The sequence below is a fragment of the Bacillus swezeyi genome, assembly GCF_030908325.1.
Taxonomy (GTDB): domain Bacteria; phylum Bacillota; class Bacilli; order Bacillales; family Bacillaceae; genus Bacillus; species Bacillus swezeyi.
On sequence record NZ_CP133085.1, the window covers coordinates 3,552,339 to 3,576,859 of the forward strand.

Annotated in this window: 21 protein-coding genes; 2 read left to right on the plus strand and 19 right to left on the minus strand. The window is 43.3% G+C overall.

The annotated features are described in order from the left end of the window. Window positions 1-56: 56 nt before the first annotated feature. The 4 genes from RBH91_RS17710 to degQ form a co-directional block, all read right to left on the minus strand. Complete coding sequence (locus tag RBH91_RS17710) at window positions 57-2,372, minus strand: ATP-binding protein (protein ID WP_307892378.1); 2,316 nt, start codon at window positions 2,370-2,372, stop codon at window positions 57-59. A gap of 17 nt (window positions 2,373-2,389) precedes the next feature. Further along, a complete protein-coding gene (gene comX, locus RBH91_RS17715; RefSeq protein WP_307892379.1) occupies window positions 2,390-2,563 on the minus strand; it encodes a competence pheromone ComX in 174 nt (57 codons plus the stop codon). After that, on the minus strand, window positions 2,547-3,446 hold the full coding sequence (locus RBH91_RS17720) for a polyprenyl synthetase family protein (RefSeq protein ID WP_307892380.1): 900 nt from the start codon (window positions 3,444-3,446) through the stop codon (window positions 2,547-2,549). Before RBH91_RS17720 ends, comX begins: the two co-directional genes overlap by 17 nt. Window positions 3,447-3,633: 187 nt before the next feature. Beyond that, window positions 3,634-3,774, minus strand: coding sequence for a degradation enzyme regulation protein DegQ (degQ, locus tag RBH91_RS17725; protein WP_076762028.1), 141 nt, complete (start codon window positions 3,772-3,774; stop codon window positions 3,634-3,636). 485 nt (window positions 3,775-4,259) lie between these two features. Here degQ and RBH91_RS17730 point away from each other — a divergent pair, with 485 nt between their 5' ends. Then, entirely contained in the window at window positions 4,260-4,607 is a 348-nt protein-coding gene (locus RBH91_RS17730) for a YuzC family spore coat inner layer protein (RefSeq protein ID WP_244948947.1), read from the plus strand. 48 nt (window positions 4,608-4,655) lie between these two features. On the opposite strand, the gene RBH91_RS17735 is transcribed toward RBH91_RS17730, so the two are convergent. The 7 genes from RBH91_RS17735 to RBH91_RS17765 form a co-directional block, all read right to left on the minus strand. Beyond that, on the minus strand, window positions 4,656-5,873 hold the full coding sequence (locus RBH91_RS17735) for an EAL and HDOD domain-containing protein (RefSeq protein ID WP_076762030.1): 1,218 nt from the start codon (window positions 5,871-5,873) through the stop codon (window positions 4,656-4,658). A 179-nt stretch (window positions 5,874-6,052) separates the two neighbouring features. Next, a complete protein-coding gene (locus RBH91_RS17740) occupies window positions 6,053-7,522 on the minus strand; it encodes a nicotinate phosphoribosyltransferase (protein ID WP_076762031.1) in 1,470 nt (489 codons plus the stop codon). Window positions 7,523-7,539: 17 nt separating this feature from the next. Next, the gene (locus RBH91_RS17745; RefSeq protein ID WP_307892381.1) at window positions 7,540-8,091 is read right to left on the minus strand and encodes a cysteine hydrolase family protein; all 552 of its coding nucleotides are present in this window, start codon (window positions 8,089-8,091) and stop codon (window positions 7,540-7,542) included. A 185-nt stretch (window positions 8,092-8,276) separates the two neighbouring features. Beyond that, a complete protein-coding gene (locus RBH91_RS17750) occupies window positions 8,277-8,678 on the minus strand; it encodes a YueI family protein (RefSeq protein WP_307892382.1) in 402 nt (133 codons plus the stop codon). Window positions 8,679-8,771: 93 nt separating this feature from the next. Further along, a complete protein-coding gene (locus RBH91_RS17755) occupies window positions 8,772-9,020 on the minus strand; it encodes a YueH family protein (RefSeq protein ID WP_076762035.1) in 249 nt (82 codons plus the stop codon). A 75-nt stretch (window positions 9,021-9,095) separates the two neighbouring features. Then, entirely contained in the window at window positions 9,096-9,317 is a 222-nt protein-coding gene (locus tag RBH91_RS17760) for a spore germination protein (RefSeq protein ID WP_076762036.1), read from the minus strand. 70 nt (window positions 9,318-9,387) lie between these two features. Beyond that, window positions 9,388-10,491 carry an AI-2E family transporter gene (locus RBH91_RS17765; RefSeq protein ID WP_076762037.1) on the minus strand — a complete coding sequence of 368 codons (1,104 nt, stop codon included), beginning with the start codon at window positions 10,489-10,491 and terminating at the stop codon, window positions 9,388-9,390. A 495-nt stretch (window positions 10,492-10,986) separates the two neighbouring features. On the opposite strand from RBH91_RS17765, the gene RBH91_RS17770 reads away from it, so the two are divergent. Beyond that, window positions 10,987-12,450: an esterase/lipase family protein gene (locus RBH91_RS17770; protein WP_307892383.1), complete on the plus strand. Its 1,464-nt coding sequence runs from the start codon at window positions 10,987-10,989 to the stop codon at window positions 12,448-12,450. Here RBH91_RS17770 and RBH91_RS17775 read toward each other — a convergent pair. The 8 genes from RBH91_RS17775 to RBH91_RS17810 form a co-directional block, all read right to left on the minus strand. Beyond that, a complete protein-coding gene (locus RBH91_RS17775) occupies window positions 12,447-12,977 on the minus strand; it encodes an HD domain-containing protein (protein WP_076762039.1) in 531 nt (176 codons plus the stop codon). The genes RBH91_RS17770 and RBH91_RS17775 overlap by 4 nt on opposite strands. Window positions 12,978-13,511: 534 nt before the next feature. Beyond that, window positions 13,512-14,243 (minus strand): (S)-benzoin forming benzil reductase, encoded by a 732-nt coding sequence (locus tag RBH91_RS17780; protein WP_307892384.1) that lies wholly within the window; start codon window positions 14,241-14,243, stop codon window positions 13,512-13,514. Window positions 14,244-14,263: 20 nt separating this feature from the next. Continuing rightward, a complete protein-coding gene (locus RBH91_RS17785; protein WP_307892385.1) occupies window positions 14,264-14,719 on the minus strand; it encodes a hypothetical protein in 456 nt (151 codons plus the stop codon). 12 nt (window positions 14,720-14,731) lie between these two features. Next, complete coding sequence (gene essA, locus RBH91_RS17790; protein WP_239693668.1) at window positions 14,732-15,223, minus strand: type VII secretion protein EssA; 492 nt, start codon at window positions 15,221-15,223, stop codon at window positions 14,732-14,734. Further along, window positions 15,207-18,374 carry a type VII secretion protein EsaA gene (gene esaA / locus RBH91_RS17795; protein ID WP_307892386.1) on the minus strand — a complete coding sequence of 1,056 codons (3,168 nt, stop codon included), beginning with the start codon at window positions 18,372-18,374 and terminating at the stop codon, window positions 15,207-15,209. Before esaA ends, essA begins: the two co-directional genes overlap by 17 nt. After that, window positions 18,371-22,855, minus strand: a complete 4,485-nt coding sequence (gene essC, locus RBH91_RS17800; RefSeq protein WP_307892387.1) for a type VII secretion protein EssC — start codon at window positions 22,853-22,855, stop codon at window positions 18,371-18,373. The genes esaA and essC overlap by 4 nt, the downstream gene beginning before the upstream one ends. Before the next feature lie 36 nt (window positions 22,856-22,891). Beyond that, window positions 22,892-24,211, minus strand: a complete 1,320-nt coding sequence (gene essB / locus RBH91_RS17805; protein WP_307892388.1) for a type VII secretion protein EssB — start codon at window positions 24,209-24,211, stop codon at window positions 22,892-22,894. Window positions 24,212-24,225: 14 nt separating this feature from the next. Beyond that, window positions 24,226-24,465, minus strand: a complete 240-nt coding sequence (locus RBH91_RS17810; protein ID WP_076762082.1) for an ESX secretion system protein YukD — start codon at window positions 24,463-24,465, stop codon at window positions 24,226-24,228. Window positions 24,466-24,521 lie beyond the last annotated feature (56 nt).

The window sequence follows — 24,521 nt, forward strand, 5'->3', positions numbered from 1 at the left end:
ATCACCATTTTATAGAAAAAACTTGGCAGATGCCAAGCAAAATTGTTAACTAAACATTACAATTCCATTTCAATGACGACTCTGAAGCCTTTCCCTTCTGCTGTCTGAATCTCCAGACTGCCATTCAAAGCGCGGACGCGCTCGCGAATCCCTGACAGCCCCATGTTTGCGCTGTTTTGATAAAGCTTGTCCTGGTCAACTCCGATACCGTTATCCTCATAATGAAGCACGACTTTTTCTTTAATGCAGACAAGCATAATCAAAATCTCAGTGGCTTTTGAATGCTTTGCCGCATTGCTCAGAAGCTCCTGCACGATCCTGTACAGATTCAGCTGTGTATCAAGATCCAATATCTTTGAAAACTTTTCGGTATTGAGGCGGATCTTTTCAATCGAGGAGGATTCTCGATGCTGCGCCGCCAGTTTGGAAAGCGCCTTTACGAGGCCGAGATCATACAATAGCTGCGGTCTCAGCTCCTGGCATGTTTCTCTTGTCATTTGAATGACGTTTGACATGTGCTCATTCATATTGATGAGCCTAAGCCGAATTTGATTCGTGCAGACTTTATCTTTTTCAAAATCGGCAAGAAACATCTCGCTTTGATGCTTCAATGAAATCATGTCCTGCAGCACTGAATCATGCAAATCCCTTGCCAAGTCAGACCTCTGCTTCTCTTCAATCGCAAACATCAGCTTATTCAGCCAAACCGGATTCGGCCCCTCTTTTTTGACATTTTCAAGATGCTCCATCAGCTCGCCGATTTTCAAAACGTTTTCCAAGGAAACGCTCGTATAAAAGGCCAGCGTCTCAAGCCAGGAAATCTCATCGCGCGTCAGCTTAGGCGTGTTTAAAATCGACAGACACAGCATGACATACGACGTCCCGCCTCGTTCACCGATTTTAATCAAAAACCCGCGGTCGACTTCGACGATTTTGCCGATGTCGGTAATGACTTTGGCGACTTCTTTTTCATATGGTATCCAAGGATATTCTTCTGTTTCTCCTTCAAGCAAGGATACCGTTCCGTCGTTTTTCACTTTCAACATATAAATGTTATTGACAAGTAGTACGTCTAAAACGATTTGTTTTAATTCCATCAGAACCTGATTCAAAGACGTAAATGTTCGGATTGTTTGAGTAAATTTAAAGATGCTGTCTTGATAGTTAAATTTCTCTGAAAATCGCTTCAGACGAAAGCGGAAGTCGATGATCTCTTTTAAATAAAACACTCCTACCATAATAAGATAGGTAAAAACAGTAACCTTAAGTGTAAAGAATTCTCCTTCTTGATGTTTCACTATAGCTAAAATGGTGATAATTAGAGAAGTCGGGATAATGGCTAAAAAACTATAATATTTTAGCCGGCCAATAAGAAACTCAATATCATAGATTTTATTGGACATAAATTGATAAACCAGAGAAAGCGGAATCAGCAATAGAAATGGAGACACTACAATTGCTGAAAAAATATAATCACCTAAAACAAGTGTTGGAAGAACATAAAATAATAAAAACGGCACTAGCGCAATAAAATTCGTCAACATTAATATTTTCAATAAGTAAGATTGTTGAGAGTATTTGTGTTTGATTAAAGAATGAATAATTAAAGCGAAAACAATAGTCGCTGAAGAGAAAAACGACAATAAATTAATACTGCCAATATAACCTTTTCCATAATCAAAATAATACAGCCCTATTTCTAATAAGACATTGAATAATGGCACTAGATAAAGCCAAAATATTTTTTTGCTAAATAATTTCTTTCCTAATTCTTTAAAATAGTGATATATAAAATGCATATAGCTTATTGGAACAGACAAAAATGTAAGTATGTTAACAAATCTGCTGAAAATATCTCCCCTTGCAACCGCCCCTGCACTAATATAGGCTATAGAAATAACAAGAAGAAACAGGACTAATAAAAATGCTGAAAAGAGATCTTTCGACTTATTTGCTTTAAAAATAAAAAATACACAAATCAAACTTAGGAAGTAAAATATTAATGGAATGACAAATATGAAAAAGCTATCAGAACTGACTAAGTCTAAATATTCCAAAGAATCGTTCTCAAACACTTTGCCCGATCTTTCAATTGTTAACGTTAAAACATTAGACAGAGTGTACTCTTCCTCTTCTTTAACCGGAACCGGTTTTCCATTAATCTTATGAATGATATCTCCCTTTTTTATTTCTGCGTATTCCGCTGCTAAAGAGTGCTTTTTTACTTCTACAACTCTTAGACTGTGATCATTGATATTTGTTACTTTTAAACCAATTAAAGTATTATTAAAGCTAATATAACAAACATAGATAACGTAAATGAAACTCAAAAAAATCAGAACTGCTGACAACTTGTTATAAAATGATTTCATTTAGAAACCCCTATTTCTTAATATCCTCTCCATAGTTTGGGGTAAGGACCCCATCCGGCTTCAATTCTCTTAAAGCCTTCAATGATACTTAAAACTTGATCTTGGTCGACCCATAAAAGACTGGCTTTTCCAGTAATAACTTGTTCCAGTACTTCAGGATGCTGAATCAAAAAACTAACAATCTCCTGCATTAGACTCTCCCCGATTAAATTCGTTTAAAAGCAAGGACGTCAAATGTTTTTTCTCCATCTCCCCCAACTCCAGCTCCGCAACTCCCTTTTTAAATTTCTGAATAGCAAGCTGGTTCATGACATACATATACTGGGTGACGCCTGCTTCTTTTAATTTCTCTTTATAACATTTTATTTCTATATCGGCAATTTTATCCTCATTTTCAAATATATTTAACAAATCAATTGATGCTTGATTAAATTTTCTTGTCAAATACAAGTATGCGAGCGTTCGCTTCTTTTTGGCAATATCGCTTTTTGAATCATAAAAAAGGGCTTTATAATCATTTTCGATTTGTGACGCAATTCCCAGCTGGCAGGCATAGCTTTCGACCGCCGGATTGAATTCACCCGTGGCGAGCATCGTTCCTAAAACGCACGGGAGCGCCGTCAGCGAGCCTGATTTGCGTTTGATCATGTCAAGACACTCTTCTTCAGTTGCAGGCCGATTGCTCAGATCATCATGCTGTCCCTGCATCGATTGAAGCGTATATTCCATCAGCTTATGTAAAAACAAAGGCTCATTTGAAACAGAACTGATCACTTTGATACTCAGGGTATATAGAGCCGTCGCCGCATTCAGAGCGACTGAGCGGTTCATTTTCATCCAAGGCTCGTCAAGGCTGTCTTCGTCCTCTAAATCATCGAAGATGTCAAAAGAAAGGATCAGCAGCTCAATCCCGGCTCCAAGGATTTCCGCCGCCTTTGTGTCTGTGCCGCCGAAACTATAGTAATGGTAAAAAGCAAGCTCGCTGAAATGCAAATGGTCCTTTGCATCTAGAAAAGAGCGCATGGTTTGATTTAAGTCACCGCTTTGAACTTCAACGTCTATAAAATGATTCATTTTTTGCTTGATTTTATGACGATCTAGACAAAAAAGCTTAGAGATGGTGCTCCCTCCTTTCTTAATATTTTACTAAATCAAATTCATGAATGACAGAGCAAATTTTTTATTTAACAATCATATAATAATTTATCCTTTTTTTGGATTTGAGACAACAAAAAAAAAGACTTGTCTCAAACAAGTCTTTTTAAGAGGTTTTTAAATATGTGTATTTATCGTATTGATCGATACTTTTGTTAATCTTGCGTAAGGAGTCCTTTGTTTCTCTAATTTCATTTTCAAGCCGCCAAAGCAATTGTTTTAATTCTTCAATTTGTTGCTTTTTCACCGATTCCACACTCCTTTTGGAAGATCAATCAATTTGTGTATAGTGAACGAGTCATAGGTATTTGATCTGTTAATACAAGTTTAAAGCGAATTGGTCTCTTTTTCACCGAAAAGTTGCACCTATATTCATGCGTTACACCGCAAATATTCAATAGACCATAAAACCTATTTTACATGATTGTGAAGTAGTACTCAAATCCTAATGAAACATAAAATTTTTGATTGTTTTATAGATTTTCAAATTTTAAGTTCCTTCAAAACCCTTTGTGTAAAATGATTGGAGGTGGAATCAGTTCGTTTTATGATCGTAGAACTAAAGTAACAGCTTACAGCGAATAGAAAAACTTAAGATTTTCCGGAACGCAATCACGGGTTCAGCACCGAAAAATAACGCAAGACACCGACAAACCGATTGCAGCTAAAAAAAACCATTCCTTCGCCTCACACCGCAAAAACCGCAATTTGACCCGTAAAATCAAAAAAGAGGTGTTCAATTTGTTTTCTCCATGCTGCTTTTGGATTCATCCGTACCATTGTTTGCAATACCGGCAAGTTTATCCTGAGATCGAAACGAACGCGTTTCTCCGTTCGGCTAAAGAAGCCAACAGCCTCTTGGCCGACGGCCAGCTGATCTTAAACCGGCTCTCTTCCTCCCGGGATTTGGCGCGCAAAATCATGACGGCCGCTCAAAGCTCCCAAAAGGATACCGTGATGACATTATTAAGACAAACCGGTGTCCGCAGCCAGCTCGATGCATCCTTTAATCCTGACGGCATCCGCATTATCCTCATCAATCCACACAGCAGGATATTTCTGATGCTGCGCTGGTCTTGAGACATAGAAAATTCCGGCATCTCCTCGGAGAAAAGCCGGAATTTTTGTTTATAAAAGCTTATGACACCATTCTATGGCTTCAAGGTAGCATTGATATGCTTCCTCTTTTGTCAAGCCTTCCGATTCAGCTGTGTCTTCCCATTCATTTCGTTCGATCGATTTCGCAAGCCTTAAAATGTATAGATAGTCGTTCTCTTTGCCGAGCAAGGCCTGGCCCACTTCTTCTGTCAGCGGCAGTTCACTGATGACCTCTTTCAGTTCTTTGTGCAGCAGCGTATCAATAAATGAAAACATTCCTGTCAGCATATAGGAAGACGGCTGGGAGCGGTTTGTTTTTTTCGCCAGCAACTCACAAAGCTTCGCGCGGATCAGCGATATTTTCACCACTTCGTTTTTGCTTGAGTTTTGCTTCTTTGTTAAATCTTTAAAAGAAAGAATGAAGACCCACCTTCTGATTTCTTTAAACCCGAGCAGCACGATCGCCTGGCGGATGCTTTTGATTTTTTGTAGCGGCCGGTTGGCGGGAGAGTTCAGCAGCCTCAGCAGCTGGTAAGAAAGCGACAAATCCCGTTCAATTATATTCGTGACATTTTGAATATCGGGCTGATCCTCGCTCAGCTCGTGAAGCAGCTCATAATAGGCATGAAAATGATATGTAATATCGCGGCCGTGGATCACGATCGGTTCGCTGAAGAAATAGCCTTGAAACAGATGAAATCCGTCTGCGGCAGCCTGTTCATACTCTTTCCTCGTCTCCACTTTTTCAGCCAGAAACTTCAAGCGGTGAGCCCGGCATGAACGCAAAATACTCTGCCTTTCCTTCTGCGTCGTTTGGAAAAAATCGATCTTCAAAATATCGATGGATTCCAAAAGCTGATGAAGCAAGTCTTGATTGGCCCGGTGTTTTAAACAAAAATCATCAAGAGCAATCGTATAGCCGAGCCTTTTCAATTCCCTGCACCTTTGTATCAATTCAGCGGTGATCGGCACATCTTCAAGAATTTCGACAACGAGCCGGTCAGAATCAAAATAAGTAGGCAAACCTGATGCCAAAAGGCCCTCTGTAAAATTGACGTAATATTTTTTGCCCTCTGTTAATTTATCGATTCCTATATTTAAAAAGCTGTTAATCATTAATTCTGTTGTCGCCTGGTCTCCGTCGATTCCAGAGAAGAAGTTCTTTTCACTTTCTCTGTATAAAAGCTCATATGCGACAACTTGTTCATTTTTATTAAATATTGGCTGTCTGGCAACAAATACCCTCATTCCTCTTCCCCCTAGCGACTGAGGTGCCTTTGTTCTTAAGTATAGCAAATAAATGAGCGAATCCCGCCGGTCATGTGAAATTTCACTCATTTATTAAACTTTATATTGAAAAACAGATAATCCCCGAAGAAATTATCTGTTTCAATCCTCAGTTATGTTAAAAACTATCGTTTACAGAGTCAGCCTTGATCCAGACCTTTTTTCGCCTTCATTTTTGCTTCATGAATCTGCTGCATTTTGTTATTCCAGCATGCTTCGCTTAAATCGACCGGATATTCTTCAGGCTTGCTAATCCGTTTATACTCTTCCCAAAGCAGACTAAGGTTTTCTTGGACATACAGCTTAATGTCCTGAATGCACGGGTTTTCATAAACGAGCTCGCCTTTTTCAAAGATCGATTTGTGAAGATCTTTGGCATCGAAATTCGTCACAAATTTGCTGATAAACGTATGAACGGGATGAAACATTTTCAGCCGCTCCTGCTCGTTCACCTTTTCGTAGTCTAAGGCGATATAATCTCCTTCTGAATGGTGATTCAGCTGATTGATGATTCTGTACACCTTTTTCAGGCCAGGGGTCGTCACTTTTTCCGGATTTGAAGAAATTTTAATCGTATCGGTCATCTTTCCGTTTTCTTCAATGGAAACGAGTTTGTAAACCGCTCCGAGCGCCGGCTGGTCATAAGCGGTAATCAGCTTAGTCCCGACGCCCCAGACATCAATTTTCGCACCTTGGGCTTTCAGGTTCATAATCGTATATTCATCAAGATCACTCGATGCGACCACTTTTGTATCCTTAAAACCCGCGTCATCCAGCATGGCTCTGGCTTTCTTGGACAAATAAGCAAGGTCGCCGCTGTCAAGGCGGATTCCCGAAAATTCAATTTGATCTGCGAATTCCTTGGCTACTTTAATCGCATTGGGAATGCCTGAACGGACCGTATCATATGTATCGACTAAAAAGACACATTTTTTATGGGTTTCCGCATATTTTTTAAATGCCGTGTATTCATCACGGTATGCCTGTACCAGCGCATGGGCGTGCGTGCCTGACACTGGGATGTCAAAGCGCTTGCCTGCACGGACATTGCTCGTCGCGTCAAAACCGCCGATGATCGCCGCTCTGGCTCCCCACATGGCGGCATCCATTTCATGCGCCCGCCTTGTTCCGAATTCAAGCGCTGTTTCATCTCCAACCACACTTTTGATTCTTGCGGCTTTCGTAGCGATTAATGTTTGGTAATTCACAATGTTGAGCAGAGCCGTCTCTATCAGCTGCGCTTCAGCCAATGGAGCTTCGATTCGCATGATCGGTTCATTTCCGAACACGATTTCGCCTTCCTGCATGGAATATAGCGAACCTGTAAATGTCATATCTTTTAAAAAGGCGAGGAAATCATCTTTAAATCCAAGCTCTTCTTTTAAATAAGTTAAATCGCTTTCAGTAAACCTGAAATCACGCAAATATTCAATCGCTTTTTCCAAACCGGCAAAAACGGCAAATCCGCTGTCAAAAGGGAGCTTTCTGAAAAACAGCTCAAATACGGCTTTATTTTGGTCAATGCCATCGCGCCAATAGGTTTCCGCCATGTTAATCTGATATAGGTCTGTGTGTAGTGATAAACTGTCGTCTGTAAACCGGTGTTCCAACCTTCATTTCTCCTTCCTCAATCTGACACTGAGGCTCCCAGGGTGTTTGCAAAATGAGACAGAGCCCAGTCGTGTCCGTCCGGGTTAAAACTAGCCACTGCATTTTGATGAATGACAAGATCAAACCCTTTATTATAAGCATCGACTGCCGTATGAAGCACACATATATCCGTACAAACGCCAATCAAGTGCAGCTCTTTAATATCCCTTTCACGAAGCTTCAACTCAAGGTTTGTCCCGGCAAAAGCGGAGTACCTCGTTTTTTCCATGTAATAGACATGGCTGTTATGTTCGTGTTCTTGATAAAGCGTTTCGAGCTTTCCGTATAAAGCTTTTCCTGATGTACCTTTCACATTATGGGGGGGAAACAATCGCGTCTCCGGATGATACGAATCGTCGATATCATGCGCATCGACTGCAAATACAACATAGTCTTTATTTTTAATAAACGTTTCCGCAAGCTGCACGACGGCATCTTCAATTTTCCTGCCGGGTTCGCCGCACGTCAGCCTGCCGTCGGATGCAACAAAATCGTTCGAGTAGTCTATACAAATAAGAGCTTTTTGCATTGCCGCCCTCCCTGCCTTTTGTATGATAGATAACATTATAACTCATCTAAACAGACAAGTGAATGGCCGAATCAACCGAAAATGCTTGGCAAGCCGCGCCGCGAGCGGCTTTGTTCTTTTTCAGAAAAAAACAAAAGCTGCATCCGGCCTTCTTCATGAAGACAGCCGGATGCAGGGCTTCAGTGTCATCCTTTTTTCAATGCTGATCGTTTAAAAATATCATCCTGAATATAAATCGATTCCTTCTCAAGCGCATCATTCGCTACAAGAACCAGTCCAAGCGGTGTATCAGTCTGCTGATCTGATACGATGGAAAAAGGCACTCCACGCTTGTTTGCCTCCTTGATGTAGGCCGAATAACGGGAGTATTCGATCTCGCCGTTTAACAGCAGCTTGGCATTTGGATGCGATTCGACCGCCTTGATGACTTCACTGTAGACTAGAGGGCGCAGCACTTGTCCCTTTGTCAGGGCGATAATCACCCTTTCTCTTAACGAGCCTAAAAACAGACGGCGCTCATCCGGTTTTGTTTCGCGTGGTCCGTACATCCCCTGCTGTAAATATTGATCCATTGATTGGTCGCTCACATTCAGACCCTCCAGTTTTATCTTTGTTGCTGCAGCCCTGCAGCTGCGTTTTTTTATACAGTATGCCCATGAAGTGAACAAGCATAAGCCAGGCTACATTTCGGTCACCCATTGCACGATCTTTTGGGAAAGCTCAGCTGCGGCCTGTTTTTCCGCCATATTTGCCAATGATGCATCCAGCTTTTTGATGAGCGCTGATTTTTCTTCTTCATAGGAGATCAGCATGCTCCATTCCAATTGCGGCACAGCCACAAGGGTATGAAACTGCCTTTTATTTTCATGAAGGTAAACATCTGTGATCATTTGATCTCCATTCATAATGTTGGCTTTCCTTATTTTCATATGTGATCACCTGCCTTATCCATCTTTTTTCCCATTATACTATAAAAAACAAACAGCCTCTTTAGAAAGAGGCTGTCAGAGGTTAAAGAGTTGATTCCCGTCAAACACATCCGCATCTGTGAAGTTTGTTTTGTTTTTGCCGTTTTGAACAAGTCCGAAGTCGCCTGTTAGAAAAGCGCCTGCCCCTCCCCCTGTAGCATCCGTGCACTTTGGGGAAATGGCAAATACATCTCCAAAAAAGGCAGCACTGTCATCAACGACTTCCCTAATAAAAACCGGACCAACGATTGCTGGCATCTCCACACCTCCGCCTACCATTTTATTTGCATGATATGTGGGAGCGGAGAAAACGTTCAGAAAAACAAATTCACACTTCCTTGGCCGCTTCTTTTTTATACCGCTGCCGTAAACGGACGAGCCGGATAATATTCAGCGTAAAAGCTTTCAACAAAGCATAGGCCGGAACGGCGAGAATCATGCCGAGAATGCCTCCGAAGCTGCCGGCGCCGATCAATAAAAGAATAATCGTCAGCGGATGCGTGTTCAGACGCTTGCCGATAATAAGCGGTGACAGCAGATTTCCATCGGTCTGCTGAACGGCGACAACGATGATCAGCGCAATAAAGGCTTTTGTCGGCGAGTCGAGAAAAGCGATGATGACGGCCGGAGTCGCGCCGAGGAACGGACCGACATAAGGAATAATGTTCGTCACGGCGATAATCAGCCCGAGAATCAGCGCATATTTCACACCGGCGATCCAAAAGCCGATAAAACACGCCGTCCCGACAAACAGACAGACGATCAGCTGTCCTTGAATATAAGCTGCAAGCGTTTCATACAGGTCTTTAAAAATCTTCAGCCCTTCGTTTTTGTAACTGGCAGGGAGAATTTTCACAGCCAAATTCGGAAAACGGTGTCCGTCTTTCAGCATGTAGAAGAGGATGAATGGAACCGTAACGGCAGTCAGCGCGATATTGGTGACGACGCCAAACACTGATGACAAGCTTCCCGTAATATTCTCAGGCAGGCTTGTCAGGAACTCGCCGATCGAGTTTTCGATTTTTGATACCGACACAAAATCCTGATTCATCATCCAAGTGAACCACTGCGAATTGGACAATTGCTTAATAAAAATCTGAATCTGCTTCACATAATCAGGGATACTGCTGAATAAGTCGCTGACCTGTTTTGTAAATACCGGTCCGACAGAAGATAAAACAAACCCGATCAACGCCAAAAACGCTAAGTAAATCAGCAGAATGGACAGTGTTCGCGGCAGCTTTTTTTCGAGAAACCGGACGATTGGATTAAAAATAAAAAACAAAATTCCCGCGATCAAAATCGGGGTAAATAAAGTCGAGGCGAATATGATAATCGGCTCAAAAAGAAAAGACACTTTTGTCGAAACAAAAATAATGAGAAGGACCAATAAAATCTGCAGCGTCCAAAAATGGGTTTTTGATTTAAACAAGCTTTGTTTCCTCCCAGTATGTTCATTACTCTAAAAAGTACTATTCGCACTCTCGTCTGTCAACTGTTTTCATTACATCTACGGACAAATCGGAAAAGAGTTTCACTTAACACATGCTGAAAAAATGATTGACCAGGCCCGAAATTGTCAATCGAAGCGTTTGGCGGAGACAGCACTTACAGAAATATCAAGCAGCGTTCAGACCGTTGCCGATTAGTTTGGACCGCAGGTCTGCTTTCCATGAGCCAACACCGGCCATATCGGTTTTACACAAGCTCATACGCTTGAGGTTGCGTAAACGTTCTTTCAGACACACGTGAAAGAACCGCACGCATAAAATGCTCGACCTTTGGAAGGCCGGATTACCGGTCTTCCATCAAAATATTCCTCCTGTTTATGAAAATTTTCTAAATTTTTTTCAGACGTCTGGTATAAAGTTCACCCCAAGGAAATATTATGAAAACGCTTGCAACAAAAAACATGGGGTGAATACTTATGAAAAAAATGGCGCTGACTGTGCTTGTTCTGTTGTTATTGTTTCCTATGGGATCAAACGCGGGGGGTTTTAAAGGCGGGGGCGGCAATCCGGGGTATTGGTTTACGGGTGATCCTGTCGAACATCCTGATCAGGCAAAACCGCCGCTTGTTTTCGTCCATGGCTTAAACGGCTCTTCAAATGCATGGTTTGATAAAAATGATATGTCAGAACAGGCCTGGAAAAGCGGTTATGAAACAGCTTTTATCGACCTCCATCCCGATAAAAACATGCATGACAACGGAGCACTGCTGGCAGCCAAACTGCGCGAGATTTATGAACATTTCGGCCGCAAGGTCATTCTCATATCCTACAGCAAAGGCGGGATTGACAGTCAATCTGCACTTATCCATCATCAGGCATACCGTTATGTCGAACACGTCATTACACTAGGAACCCCCCACCACGGTTCACAGCTGGCCGACCTCGCATACAGCAGCTGGGCCGGATGGCTTGCGGGTATTTTAGGACAGAAAAATGATGCTGTTTATTCTTTGCAGACGGGATACATGAAATCATTCCGCGAACTGACCGACAGCCATCCGAACAGGCAGAAAACCCGCTATTTTACCCTTGCCGGCAATAAAATCGGAGGATTTGGGAGCGTTTTGTTTTTCGGAGGCGTCTATTTAAACATGTTTGGCAAAAATGACGGAGCCGTCACTGAAAAAAGTGCCAGACTTCCATACGCTACAAATCTCGATCCCGGCAGATGGGATCATTTCACCATCATCAAAGGAAACGTAACTTTTCCCGTATTTCAGTCTATATTGGAAATTGATCAAAATGCAGAAGCGACATTACTGAAAAAAGAAAATAGGTCTTATCCTTTTATAAGAGGCGGGGTCAATGAGGGGCAGAAAGAAGAAGAGTTTGCAGTCGAAAAAGGGGTAAAAGAAATCACCATTCACTGGCTGAGCAATCATTCCTCGGGAAATATCAAGCTGACAGATCCCCACGGCAAAGTGGTCAAGGATTTTTCACTGTCAACGACAGGAGACGTTTTTGAAGGGGGCTACGTTCATTCCGCTGTCGTAAAGAATCCGGCTTCCGGCAAGTGGAAGATCTCATCTTCCGTCAAACAAAAAGAAGCATTTTTATTCGTGGTCACGTTTGACTCCCCTCACGAGCAGCAAATCGAAAAAGCAGTTAACGCCCAGACGTCAGGCCTTTCAAAGGTAAAAGCGGCCGTTCGGTCAATCCGTTATCAAGACGGGAAGCAGGTTGAGAAAAAAGAAATAAAACGGGCATCCATCCATTCGCTGCAAAACAGCCTTTCATTCCAAAAAGCAGGCATGTATTCGGTGACGATCGACCTCACCGGAAAAACAGCAGATAACGTGCCATTTAACAGAACGATCATTCGTTCCATTTATGTAAATGACAAAGGGAAAAAGTTTGAGTATAACCCTTTGTCAGATTAAACCGTTCGTTTCATGGGTAACGAAGCATGATCAACCATATGATCAAGCTGTTTGATTTTTTCAAGTGCGAGTTTGTGGTCAATTTTGCGGTAATGGTGATTTCCGCCCGGCTCTTCATCAAGTTCATCGGCTTTCTTGACAATCCGCTGCAGCTTGTTTTTATCCAAATCGCCTTCCGGCAGATATGAATCGGTATGAAGCAGAATGGCCAAAGCGATTTCTTTTGCGGCTTTAGGGTCCTCGCCGAGACGAATCAGAAGCTTGTGGGCGCGCTCCGCCCCTTTTATGGCATGAATATCATTTTGCTTGTATTTTTCATAATCCCATTCCCCATCCGTGTACCATTCATAGTGGCCGATATCATGAAGCAACGCCGCTTTCGTTGCAATATCGGGATTGATTCCCGCTTTTACCGCCAAGCTGTATCCGTGGTAAGCACACGCTACGGCATGGGCTACGCCTGAACGTGTTAAATACTTTTGTGCGATTGGATGGGTGAATACATCCATTAATGTTACGTTTCTCATGTAAACCCCTCCTTTATATATTTTTAGCATCCTAACACATTTTCGCGTAAATCTCAATTGATCTGACACATCATTTTTCATCATTTCGCTTTTCACCCAGACCGGCGGTAAAACAGCCTGTCACGAAATCCAGATATTTGATACGATGTGGATCTGAGGTGATGGGCGATGATCACATTTGAAATCAAAGAAGAGGGACACTACATTGTGAGACATACCGTCTACAGTCTGATGATCAATCAAAGGGAAGTATTTTCTCCAGGCGGGGGAATTGAAAATACATGAAAAGTGTCTCAAACGGGAAGCTCTTGAAGAAATGAGGATTGAAATGGAGATGGGTGTGTTGTTGGATGTGCTCAAAAATAATGAACATCAGTATAATCTGAGTTAAGGCTATTTTTATGTATGTGATGAAAGACGGGCCAGCAGCAGACGATAACAGCCTTATTTCACATACATCAAAGCTGGGCGGTGAACGAGCTTTTAAAAAGAAAAAACAAGCACGATTAAACCTTGTGCTTGTTTTTTTATGTCTCACAAAAATTCTTTGATATCGTACACTCTGCCGTTTTCAAACTGGGTCTCAAGCAGATCAAGCAGCACACCGGCAACGAAAGGCGCACTTCTCAGCTTTCCTTCTGTTTGATAGTTTTTGAATCGTTCAATTTCGTGAAAATCTTTCTTCGAGGATGAGCGAATAACAGCCTGCATGCCGGTATCCATGACCCCAGGGGAAAACGAAATCATCCGCACAGGATATTCCTCATCTTCCTGCTCATAGCCGAATGTTTTCGTGAACATATCAAGCCCCGCTTTTGAGCTGCAGTAGGCGCTCCATCCTTTATAAGGATTTTTGGCCGCACCCGACGAAATGTTGACGATCGTTTTTTTACCCTTGTATGGCGCCAGCCATTTTGTAAACAGCTGGCTGAGGATAACCGGCGCCAGCAAATTCAAGTCATAGTGTTTTCTCAGCTCTTCCCGCTCAGCTTCACCCGCGCGTTTGATCGGTGTTACCATTCCCGCGTTGTTGATCAAGGTGATGGAGGCAAAGTCGGCGATTTTGATGGAATCGGCAAATTGCTGAAACCACTTTTCTGTTTCGGCCGGCTGTGAGAGATCAGCCACATGCTGAGTCAGCCGGTCATGAGATATATCAGACTTGCTTCTCGATAAAGCGTGCACAATATGGCCTTTCTCTAAAAGCCCTTTGACGATCGCTGCACCAAGGCCTTTTGACGCCCCCGTGACAATGGATAGATGCATATTGATTCCCTCCTTATCCATTATTGTACTGATTCATCGGCCCGCTTCTCAAGGGCTTCCGTGTTTTCCCCGGGAAGAAAGGCTGCGAGCAGATATAAAGCAGCTGTCAGGAAACTGAACAAGTCCCACACGATGAGCTGAAGCACAGCCCCAACAATAAGCAGACCTTTTAACCGCCAGCCGCCATGTTTTTTTGAAATGCAAATCACAGCAATGACAATGATGACAAGTGCCAGAAACGACGCCATTATACCGAAACCGGTATGAAAAAAAGCTTCCATTGCCTGATCGAAATCCTCAGCCATCGACGGGAAAAACAGTAAAATAAAACCCAATGTACCGAGAATCACAAGGAAATAGAGGATGGCTTCCAACAGAAACACCCCATTTGACATCACCAGAAAGAGCAGCCACATGACCGACAATGCAAGAGCCATCCACGCCGACAGCAATTTGTAGAATCTTGGATTTTTCAATTTTAAGAACGCCTATTTTTTCTGCTGGCCGCTGACTCTCGGAATCAAAAAGAACAGGCCCGCGATGCCGAGAAGAATCAGCACGCCATACAAGATCGGCAGGAAGATCGACTGCTTGCCGGGATTGTCGTCTTCTTCCTGTCCATGTTGTGAAGGTTCAACTGCAAATGACAGGTTGAGCTCTTTCAGCTTTGTCGCCACCGTATTTCTTTCATCCGACTTAAGCGCCAATATTTCTTTCAGTTCCTCTTTCGGATCCGTTTTTTTCTTTTCTTTAAATGAAAAGTTTTTTAATTCCTCAGGGATTGAAATGTCTTCTTTGTTTTCGGCGCCATCCTGAAAGTAGTCCGCGTTGACTTTTACATCCTGTTTTTGATATTCGTTTGGCTTCACATCCACCTCATCCGTCTCCTCCGCTTTCACGAGCGGAGTGAAAAGAAAGAAGGAGAGCATGACTGCCATGATCCCCTTCTTTCCCCATTTCGCATTACGCATCATGGTCATTCTCGCTTTCTTCTGTTCTTGATTTTGCAAAATCCACAATAAAAGGAACAGCAGCTGCGATGATCGTGATTAATATTAATGCTCCGATTCCGAGTGCAAACTGGCTTCCAGTTCCATACTGAATCGACACATACACGGCAGATACCGGATTTTCAAAACTGAAATTCGGCATGGCCAAGTCGAGCAGCGGCGCCACATAGAACAAAATCATGGCAGCTGTTACAGCGCCTCCGGCGATCGATCCAAGCATAAATGCCGTTCTGATGATCGCTGAACTTGCGACAAGCAGCATAATCGTAAAGGCCGACCACATCACTGCCTGGTCATCTGCAAGAGAGTAGATGTTCAAGCCGAACAGACTGATCATGAGACCGACAATGATATTCAGTATTCCAAACAGTGCGCCTCTGACAAGCAGTGGAGCATTTTGATAATAATGGCTGAAATATCCGATTAATAAGCTTGAAATCATGACAATCACGAGAATGACGACCGGTGGTACGTTTTGTGCTTTGGACTCAGGTACATCCCCGCTGATTTTCACCGGATTGGCCAGATAATCGTACACATATCTGTCATTTCCTCCAAAAGCATTTCCGAGAATGCCGTACACATCTCCGCGGACGAGCTTTGTAGAATTGACGTTTTTGCCCCAGTTTGAATTCAATGTATCAGCTTTTTTCTGAACGTCGTTTACACTTTCCTGAATGTTGTTCGTATACTCGATGACGCCTGACTGATGGTCTGACAATGAACCGAGCATATCGGAAAGGTTCAGAATGTCACTTCCAAGCGTATCCTGCATGCTGATGACCATGCTTCCATCTGTGGCATCTCCCTCTAACACCGGCGTTCCGGCGCCTACAGGATTGCTGAGCTGATCAGTGACCGCATTCGCCCTTTCGGTAATTGTGCCCAGCTCATCAAGAATTTCAGTTTGCTTTTCATCTATGAATGCGCCATAGCTGTCAACAAAATCAGCCATGCCAGACGTGTATGCTTCGATATCTTCACTTGTCGCCAGCATGTTGTTTTTTAAGTTTTCCCATTTCGTGTTTTCGTCTTCGCTGATTCTGAGGACTGTATCAACCTGGTCTTTTTGACTGGCGATGGCGCTCTCTTTGACTGAATATCCTGGATTTAATGAGCCGAAAAGCGTTGCTTCATAAACTGATAGGTAGTTATGGTAATTAAGCAGATCATTTACATTTCTCGTGTTAACAGTAGATTCAAAAGCCTTGCTCAATTTATCTTTTCGTTCACCTTGCGGAAGAAAGTTCAATATGTTTTTCTCCATATTTTTAATGCGAGTATGGATTGTATCGAAATCTTCCGTTTGTTGATTTTTAAGATCTGTAATATCATCGTTCAGACCATCTATTTTTTTATTTAAATCGTCTATGTTGTTATTCAAGTTTTTTATTTCATCATCAAGGTTCTCAAGCTGTTTTTTAAGCTCTTCGTTGTGCGTTTCCTGTTTTGTGCGAAGATTTTCTTCGACCTTTTCAACCCGGGCGGCAGCATTGTTTAACTGTTCTTTTAATTTAGCCACATCATCCGGCTGCTCGGTCGGTGTTTCGCCACCAGGTTCTTGTGTTTGTCCATCGTCACCTGTTCCCGGATCATTTGTTTGATCATCCGAAGTTTGGCTGTCCTCCTCCTGCCCATTTTCCGTTGTTTCGGCAGTTGGCTGATTCTGATCTTCAGTTTGCTCTGAACCTTGGTTTTGGTCTTGATTCGGTTCTTGATTCGGTTCTTGGTTTGGCTCTTGGTCTTGATTTGAGTCTTGATCCTGATTTTGATCTGGTTCGCCAGATGCAGGATCATCATCTCCCGGGTTGGCGTTTCCGTTATCCGGAGATTCTTTAAGACCATCCGATAATTCTTTCAGTTCAGCCGCGACGCTTTTTAATTCATCCTGCTGTTCTTTAAGATCGATCCCTAGATCCTTCGGCTGTTCCTCATCACCATTTTTGTCTTCATCATCACTTTTATCCTCATCTTCATCAGGATCGGTGCTGCCTGGAGAATCTTCCGGTTGGGTTAACCTAGAACGCGCATCAATCATTACAGGCTGAATCTGATCTAAGTTATAAACTCTTGTTTTCGCTTGATACTCATCAATCAGCTGATTTTGAATATTACCAATCGCAAACTTTTGATCAGGGACCTGATTTTCACGGAAGGTTCTCAAATCCTTATTCGAACTCGCAGCCGAGCCGAACTGGGTCTGCAGGGTGCCAAACGCTGTGGTCATGCCGCTCATTCTTTCGCTGAAGCGGCTGGCGGCGCTGTCCTGCTTTTCATCGATCGATTGCAGGCCTGCCTGGATTTGCTTTTCATTGTCGGCTTGTGCCGCCTGAAGCAGTTCGGACTGTTCCTGCTGGTATTTTTTATATTGATCGACGTTTTCGACAAAGCCGTCCAACTGTTTTTTTGTTTCTTCAACGCTCGCGTTTCGGTCTTTTGACGTGCTCTGCGTTTCATTGATCGACTCTTTGAGCGTATCGATCATCTCTTTTTGTCTATTGACCTCACCCGCTAGGTTGTTGGAGCTCGGTTTATAGAAATTGTACATGGCGTTTTGGAACTCTGATTCTTTGTCTACGATGTTGTCAAATTCTGTTCTGACATTTTTGACTTCCTGTTTGACGAAATCCCAATACAGGGAAGACATTTGTTTGCTCATCGTTTTTTGCGCTTGTTGCAGTTCGCGCTGGACTTTTTCTTTGTTGACGGCGTCAAGCCGGTCCTGAATGCTGAATTCCAAGACCGCTTTTTGCGGGCGGTCTTCATTGTAGCTTAAAATATTTTTTGAGAAATCCGAAGGAATGTACACAATCGCATCGTACTTCCTTTCGGCAAGTCCGCTTTCAGCTGCACTGCGGCCTACGACCGTCCATTCATAGTCAGGACGGTCAGCCAAGATTGCCGCGACATCGCGGCCGAAAAAGACTTTTTCATCGCCGGTCTCATCTTCGCCATTTTTCTCAAACCCCATATCCTCATTTACAACGGCGATTTCCCTGGTGGCATTCGATACCTTTTTCGTCGGGTTCTCGCCGATGAAATGAAAAAACAAGACCGGCAGCAAAATGATGATGACCATGGCGCTGATTATTTTCAGCGAGCTTTTTTGTTGTGCCGTCATTTCGTTTTCTTCCTTTCTACAGAACATAAAGGAATTTGAATTTTCCTTTCCTTACCGTTTTCAACGATATAGCCAAAGCCCGGCTGAATTTCCGGCTCCTGCCGTTCATATGGGAGCTGGATCAGGTTCTGCTCGGACTTTTTCATCAGCAGCATGGCATGTCTGACTTGTTTGACCTCGCTTGTTAATGAATCATATCCCTTTGTAAACTCACTGTGATTTCCGGCAGGTATAAAGTGGAAACCTAAATGAGCATAAGACTTCATAAACATCGCCATTTTATCTTGGATCGATGGGTCAATCGCCTGCTGGAATCGTGAAATTCCGTCGACGATAAAGACCATTGGCGAAAAGTCAAGGTTGCCGATTTCACCTTGTTTGACGGCCTCTAAATACATAGCTTCCCTCGTCCGGCATATTTCTTCGGTTTCAGACAGCCAAAGGAGAATGTCATCCTTTGTTTCAAGGTAGCTGATCTGATCCTCTGTCGCGTATTGAGACAGGCCGCGATCGATCGAATCAAACAAAGCGATTTTTTTCGTATCATGATCAAGCAGATGTTCGAGCATGATCTTGATGACATTTGTTTTGCCGCGCTGAGTCTGACCCATGATGAGACAGTGCTTGTTTTTCTCAAGGTTGAAGTAAACAGGTTCGACAGACTCTTCATCAAGCCCCATTGGAATAAGGCCTCTTTCAGGCTGCAGCGGATAGTCCCTCTTCAATTGCATCACTGAAAGCTCGAGCGGCAGCATCGGCACCGGCGCCGGTTTTCTCATACCTTGGAAGCGGTTTGCGATGTCCTGGATTTCGGCTTTGATCTTTTCAAACATCTCGATATCGCTGCTTGCTTCAACAGGCATAAACATTTGTGCAAAGTACTGATTTTCTTTATTGATAATGACGCGCCCCGGAATCGGCTCAAGGCTGAATTCCGGCCTTCCGATAATCGAATAGGCTTCAGACTGATCCATTAAATAATGAACGACCCTTGTTTTCAGATTGTTCAAGAGCGACTGCCTGATCGCGTTGACCCTTGTCGCCGTCAGGATCAAATAAATCCCCAGAGACTGGCCGTCGCGTGCAAACTGAATAAATTCAGCCTCAAGCTCATGCATTTCATCTTTGATAATGTCAAAGTTGTCAACCGTGATAAAAATGAACGGAAGCTTTTCTTCGTTTAGCGCGTTGTACATCTTAATATGACTGATTTCCTTCGCACGGAACAAATTTTTCCGGTGCTCGATTTCTTCTTTGATGCGCACCATAAACTTCTCGATTTTTCTCGTCTGATCCATCAAGAAGTAATCTGCTGTATGCGGGAGTCTCGAAAGCGGAAGCAGTGTTCCGTTGCCAAAATCAAAGATGTAGCAATGCAGTTCCTCAGGCGTGTATTTGGCCGCAAAGCTCATCAGGAAGGTAGTGGCGGTCAGCGACTTTCCATAGCCGGATGATCCGACAATGCCGATATTTCCGTCATCCATCATCCGGTAGCTGATTGGTTCCTGACTTTGCTTTTCAGGCTCATCAATAAAGGCGAAATGAAATGTATCGGCTTCCTCTGACGGATAAAGCGCTTTGGGGATGCGCTCATCAAGCGGAGGCAGCCAAGGGCTTGGGAGCTTTTCGATTTCCAAATTCGTTTGAATCTGCTCAATTTGCTCCACGACAGCCGCAATTTCCGTCTGAACCTCTTTTTTCGCCGCATGGTCTGCATCAACATCTGATAAAGGAATTAATCCGGTATCTGTTACAATCGCTACTTCATCCTCTGTTCCGTAGGCGTCCTCGGCATAAGGAGCCCCGCTCCAAGCAGACTGGAACAGTTCGTACACCTCGTTGTTGCCGACCTGTAAATAGCCGCGGCCTGTTACTGTGATGGTGGCCGCATCCCCGTTTTTGAGGATTTCTTTACTGTCATTGGCGTCCTGCACCTTCAAGGCCACTTTAAATCTGGAGTTGCTCCAAATCTGGTCATCGATGATGCCGCCGGGCTTTTGCGTCGCCAAGATCAAATGCACCCCGAGGCTCCGGCCGATCCTTGCCGCACTGACAAGCTCGCGGATAAATTCCGGTTCTTCGCTTTTCAGTTCGGCAAACTCATCAGAAATTAAGAACAGGTGCGGCATCGCCGTTTTCGCTTTTTTCTGTTTGTAAAGCTTTGTATAGTCGTTGATGTGATTGACATTGTACTGATCAAAAAGGCGCTGCCTTTTCTTCAGCTCGCTTTTGATGGACGCCAATGCGCGCGTACTGAAGTTTTTGCTGCCTTCAATGTTTGTAATCGTTCCGAGCAAATGAGGAATATTCCGGAACGGCTGAGCCATTCCGCCTCCCTTATAGTCAATCAGCAGAAAAGCGACTTCGTGCGGATGGAAGTGAACGGCCAAAGACAAAATATAAGTCTGTAAAAATTCACTTTTCCCCGATCCGGTCGTCCCAGCAAGCAATCCGTGGGGACCGTGCGCTTTTTCATGCAAATTCAAATAAACGATGTCATCTTTTCCTTTGTATCCGATCGGCACTGCCAGCGATTTAGCCGATTCACTTGTCAGCCACTTTTGTGCGATTCCAATGTCCTCGACTTCTTTCGCATGGAACAGTTCAAGGAACGAGACCGTGTCAGGGATTGAGTTCGTCATGCCCATCTGGTGGTCAAGCGTTCTTAATGTACGGGAAAAGAATTCATTATCTTCCCTGTTATGGTGGTCCAATTGAAACGGGATCTGGACGGCTTTCTTTTGCTTGATCAGAATGTCGCCTTCCTGCTCAGTAATATAACGAACAAGGGTATGAATGTTTTCGGACAGGCTTTCTTTCGTCTCTGCCGCAACGATCGTCGACACTCCGAGGTTTTTCTGCTTGCCTTCCAAATATTCAAGAATAACGTGTTCAGCGATCAGCTGCTGATTGGTGATAATAAAGACAAAATGCGGTCTGAACCGGGTTTTGTCTCTGTTTTCATCTAAATCCCGTTCTCTTAAAATCTCATATATGCTTGAAAGAAGCTGGTCTCTCGTCTGTTCATTGTAAATAAACCCTTTCGCATATGTATGCGGCAGCTGAAAGTGCGGAAGCCACTTCATCCATTCCCAGTCTTTGTACTCGGCCTCGTCAAAAATAAAGACAAAGCGCAAATCATGATAACTGTGGAAAAAAGCAAGCTGTCCGACAAGCTGATGTATCTCATTTTTGACGACGGATTCTTTCCCGACGACCCCCATCGGCCCTTCGGCAAGATTGACGGTAACGGGCGCGCTTCTCAGCTCCCTGTAGACTTCTTCCATCTTTTGCGTCTGTTCAAGCAGATGGTCTGTATCACGGTTTGCCAGATCTCCGCCGTTCAGGTTGATTTGATAAGAGGAAGCGACCGTTCCCGTACCGAGACGAATCTGCAAGAAATCGGCGCTTTCAATTGATTTTTCCCAAATTCGGCCGCTGATTTCTTTCGTCAAATACTTCATTCTTTCAAATGTCGGAAAGTGGAACTCCAGGACGAACTTCTGTCTTTCTGCAAGTTCATGAAGTTCCTTCTTTTTATTTTCGAGGTACAGCGTATAGACACGCTCCCTTTTTTCCTCCCGTTTTTTGCGCTGATTTTTGTCACGGAAGTACTGCACAGTCGATGTAATCAGCGTCATCACAAACATCGCCAAAGAAACGATAATAAAGATCCCCCGCGGCTGAATGATCGCCACGATTCCCATGACAAGCAGCATGACAAGCGGAGGCAGAATCATCAGCCATAAGCCTCTGTTGTCGCCGTCGCTTTCCTGCGCAGGAAAGCTGAAGGATACTTTCTCATCCGGCAAGTCATAGATCATCCTAGGCGGCCTGCGATATTGCGGATATTTATTTTTCGTTTCAGAGGAAGGTTTGAGCATTTTTTCCAAATTGGTGTCAAACGTTCCCTGTCCATTTACTTCTAAAAGGTCGCCTTCAATGATTCGGAAAGTATTCAAACCGAATAAAATTTCATCCCCGTTTTGTACAGCGGCGGGAGCGGATATTTTTTCTCCGTTCATATAAACGAGCGCGTCGCTCGGAATCACATTCCATTTGCCTTCAAGACGGATGAAGGAGAAGGTGCCGCCGTCTCCAAAAAATGAATCCATTTCAGGGAAATAAATATCTGCTTCCTGATCAAGGGAAGAAACAGCGATCTCTTTTCTATCCCCTAAATAGTAGATAGGAGCGCTTTCGGATTCCTCCGTTAAAAAGAGCGTCAGTTCTTCTGCGCCGTCTTTTACGGCCGTGTTTTCGCCGAGCGCCAGAGAAGAAGCAGGCTCCCCTTCCCGATATACGCTGTAAAGAACGGACTCCTTTTGTTTTTCTAAAGCCACCGGACCCTTTTCAAACGGAAAATGGCTGATGGTGACGGAATCCTTCAGATCAGGTCCGATTGTCAGGGTGCGGCTGATGTGATCATCCAGTTTTACTTTTTGATAGTTTTCTTGATAAAAAATCCATAACAGACTCATTTTCCCGCCTCCTGCCAACAACAGGTTTTTTCGCTTTTATTTATCATCTTTTTTCTTTTTGTCTTCCTTTTCTTTATTTTCCTTTGCCGCCTGTTCTTGTTTTGCTTTTTCTTCCTGTTTAGCCTTTTCGGCATCCTGCTCGTCTGTGCTTGCCTGCTGGGTTTCTTCAGCATTTTCCTTCTGATCACTTTCCTGTTGTTCTGTCATTCTTTTGATTTCTTCATATTCTTTATTCAGCGGTTCAAGCTGTTTCTCTCGATCTTCACTTGATAATTGGTCATTGCCTTTGATTTCTTCCATATATTTAACGATGGCGTAACCAATCCACGTATTGTCCTCCAGCAGTCGGGCCGTGTCTAAGGCTTCCTTGTTTTCGCCCCGTCCGATATGAATAAAATATTTAAAGTACTTCGGATCGGCTTGGAGAGTGAGCGTGTTCAACGCTGTTTCCTGTCCGTCCGCTTCCTTCAGCACGTTGTCAACGGCAACATATGAATATGCGAGCTGATATTGAACAGACTCGGGCATGTCGCCGGCATCATATTTATCGAGCGTACTGATGACTTTGCTGTACTGTTTATTTAAAAAGTAGCGGTTGCTTTCGACAAAGGCTTCCTGTTTGGGCTGTGCAAAAAATAGTGAATAAAAAGAAAATAGAACAGCCGGTATTAAGCATAAAATAAGACCTAATCCTATGTATCTTTGAATCTTCCACTTCTTCTTTGGAAGATGGACAAGCGTTTTTTCTTCAGCATCCAGTTCATCAAGTCTTTTTTGAATGACGGCTTTTAAATCGCCGTACGACTTGCTTGAGACGATGTCTTTCGCTTCATCTGAGAACTTTATTGTTTCACTGTATTTTAAATACTCTTCAAAGGTAAATTCTCCGTCAACAGCGAGCGCCGCTGCTGCTTTTACTTCTTTAAAGAGTCTTTCTTCATCGTTTTCATATGGCGGAATGCTTTCTTTCACTCCATAATGTAAAAATTCAGGGGTTAACCCTTTGTCAAAGACAATGTTTTCAGGCGCTACGATCAGGTGCAGCCTGTTGACAGCATGCTCTTCAACAGCCTTGACGAGCTGGTAGGCGAAAAGCCATTTGCTTTTTTTATTTTTAGACTTCAAATAACGAAATGCTTTATATTCAGCAGGAGGCTGAATTGAAATTTGGACTTCATCATCGGTCATGACGGTTTCTTTTGTAAAGGAAGGATCGACTTCTTTAATGACGTTTGCTTCCAAGCCGTTCACAAGATTGATTTTTTCTCTCTGAAAACGAAATATATAGGTATCTTCTTCTTTCGTCATGACGGCCTCTAATTGATTTTCCAGATACGTTTTCTTTTTCTCTGCCATTCATCCAGATCCTTTCATAATATTTCCAGTCGGTCTCCCGTCGTAATACCGCATTGTGCTAACGTGTATTCGCCTGAAAAAACGGCATCTTTGTTTGCGACCCTAATCCAGTATCCCTCTCTGGGCGGCACATGGATGCTTTTGGCCTGCCAGGCGATGTCGATTACCTTTTTAACGGAATGGTAATCTGACAGTCTCAGATCAAAAGCGCTGCCGTCATAATGTTTTAAATCGATGGTAATGTCAACATACACCAGTTCATCACCTCTCAATAGAAAAAGCGCCGTCATCTTCTTTTGGATTAGGCGCT

What these genes read in the sequence shown, in the direction of transcription:
- RBH91_RS17710 (WP_307892378.1), bottom strand. Translation starts at nt 2,372, where the DNA reads ATGAAATCATTTTATAACAAGTTGTCAGCAGTTCTGATTTTTTTGAGT.
- comX (WP_307892379.1), bottom strand. Translation starts at nt 2,563, where the DNA reads ATGCAGGAGATTGTTAGTTTTTTGATTCAGCATCCTGAAGTACTGGAA.
- RBH91_RS17720 (WP_307892380.1), bottom strand. Translation starts at nt 3,446, where the DNA reads ATGAATCATTTTATAGACGTTGAAGTTCAAAGCGGTGACTTAAATCAA.
- RBH91_RS17735 (WP_076762030.1), bottom strand. Translation starts at nt 5,873, where the DNA reads ATGAGGGTATTTGTTGCCAGACAGCCAATATTTAATAAAAATGAACAA.
- RBH91_RS17745 (WP_307892381.1), bottom strand. Translation starts at nt 8,091, where the DNA reads ATGCAAAAAGCTCTTATTTGTATAGACTACTCGAACGATTTTGTTGCA.
- RBH91_RS17755 (WP_076762035.1), bottom strand. Translation starts at nt 9,020, where the DNA reads ATGAAAATAAGGAAAGCCAACATTATGAATGGAGATCAAATGATCACA.
- RBH91_RS17760 (WP_076762036.1), bottom strand. Translation starts at nt 9,317, where the DNA reads ATGCCAGCAATCGTTGGTCCGGTTTTTATTAGGGAAGTCGTTGATGAC.
- RBH91_RS17770 (WP_307892383.1), top strand. Translation starts at nt 10,987, where the DNA reads ATGAAAAAAATGGCGCTGACTGTGCTTGTTCTGTTGTTATTGTTTCCT.
- RBH91_RS17775 (WP_076762039.1), bottom strand. Translation starts at nt 12,977, where the DNA reads ATGAGAAACGTAACATTAATGGATGTATTCACCCATCCAATCGCACAA.
- RBH91_RS17780 (WP_307892384.1), bottom strand. Translation starts at nt 14,243, where the DNA reads ATGCATCTATCCATTGTCACGGGGGCGTCAAAAGGCCTTGGTGCAGCG.
- essA (WP_239693668.1), bottom strand. Translation starts at nt 15,223, where the DNA reads ATGACCATGATGCGTAATGCGAAATGGGGAAAGAAGGGGATCATGGCA.
- esaA (WP_307892386.1), bottom strand. Translation starts at nt 18,374, where the DNA reads ATGACGGCACAACAAAAAAGCTCGCTGAAAATAATCAGCGCCATGGTC.
- essC (WP_307892387.1), bottom strand. Translation starts at nt 22,855, where the DNA reads ATGAGTCTGTTATGGATTTTTTATCAAGAAAACTATCAAAAAGTAAAA.
- essB (WP_307892388.1), bottom strand. Translation starts at nt 24,211, where the DNA reads ATGGCAGAGAAAAAGAAAACGTATCTGGAAAATCAATTAGAGGCCGTC.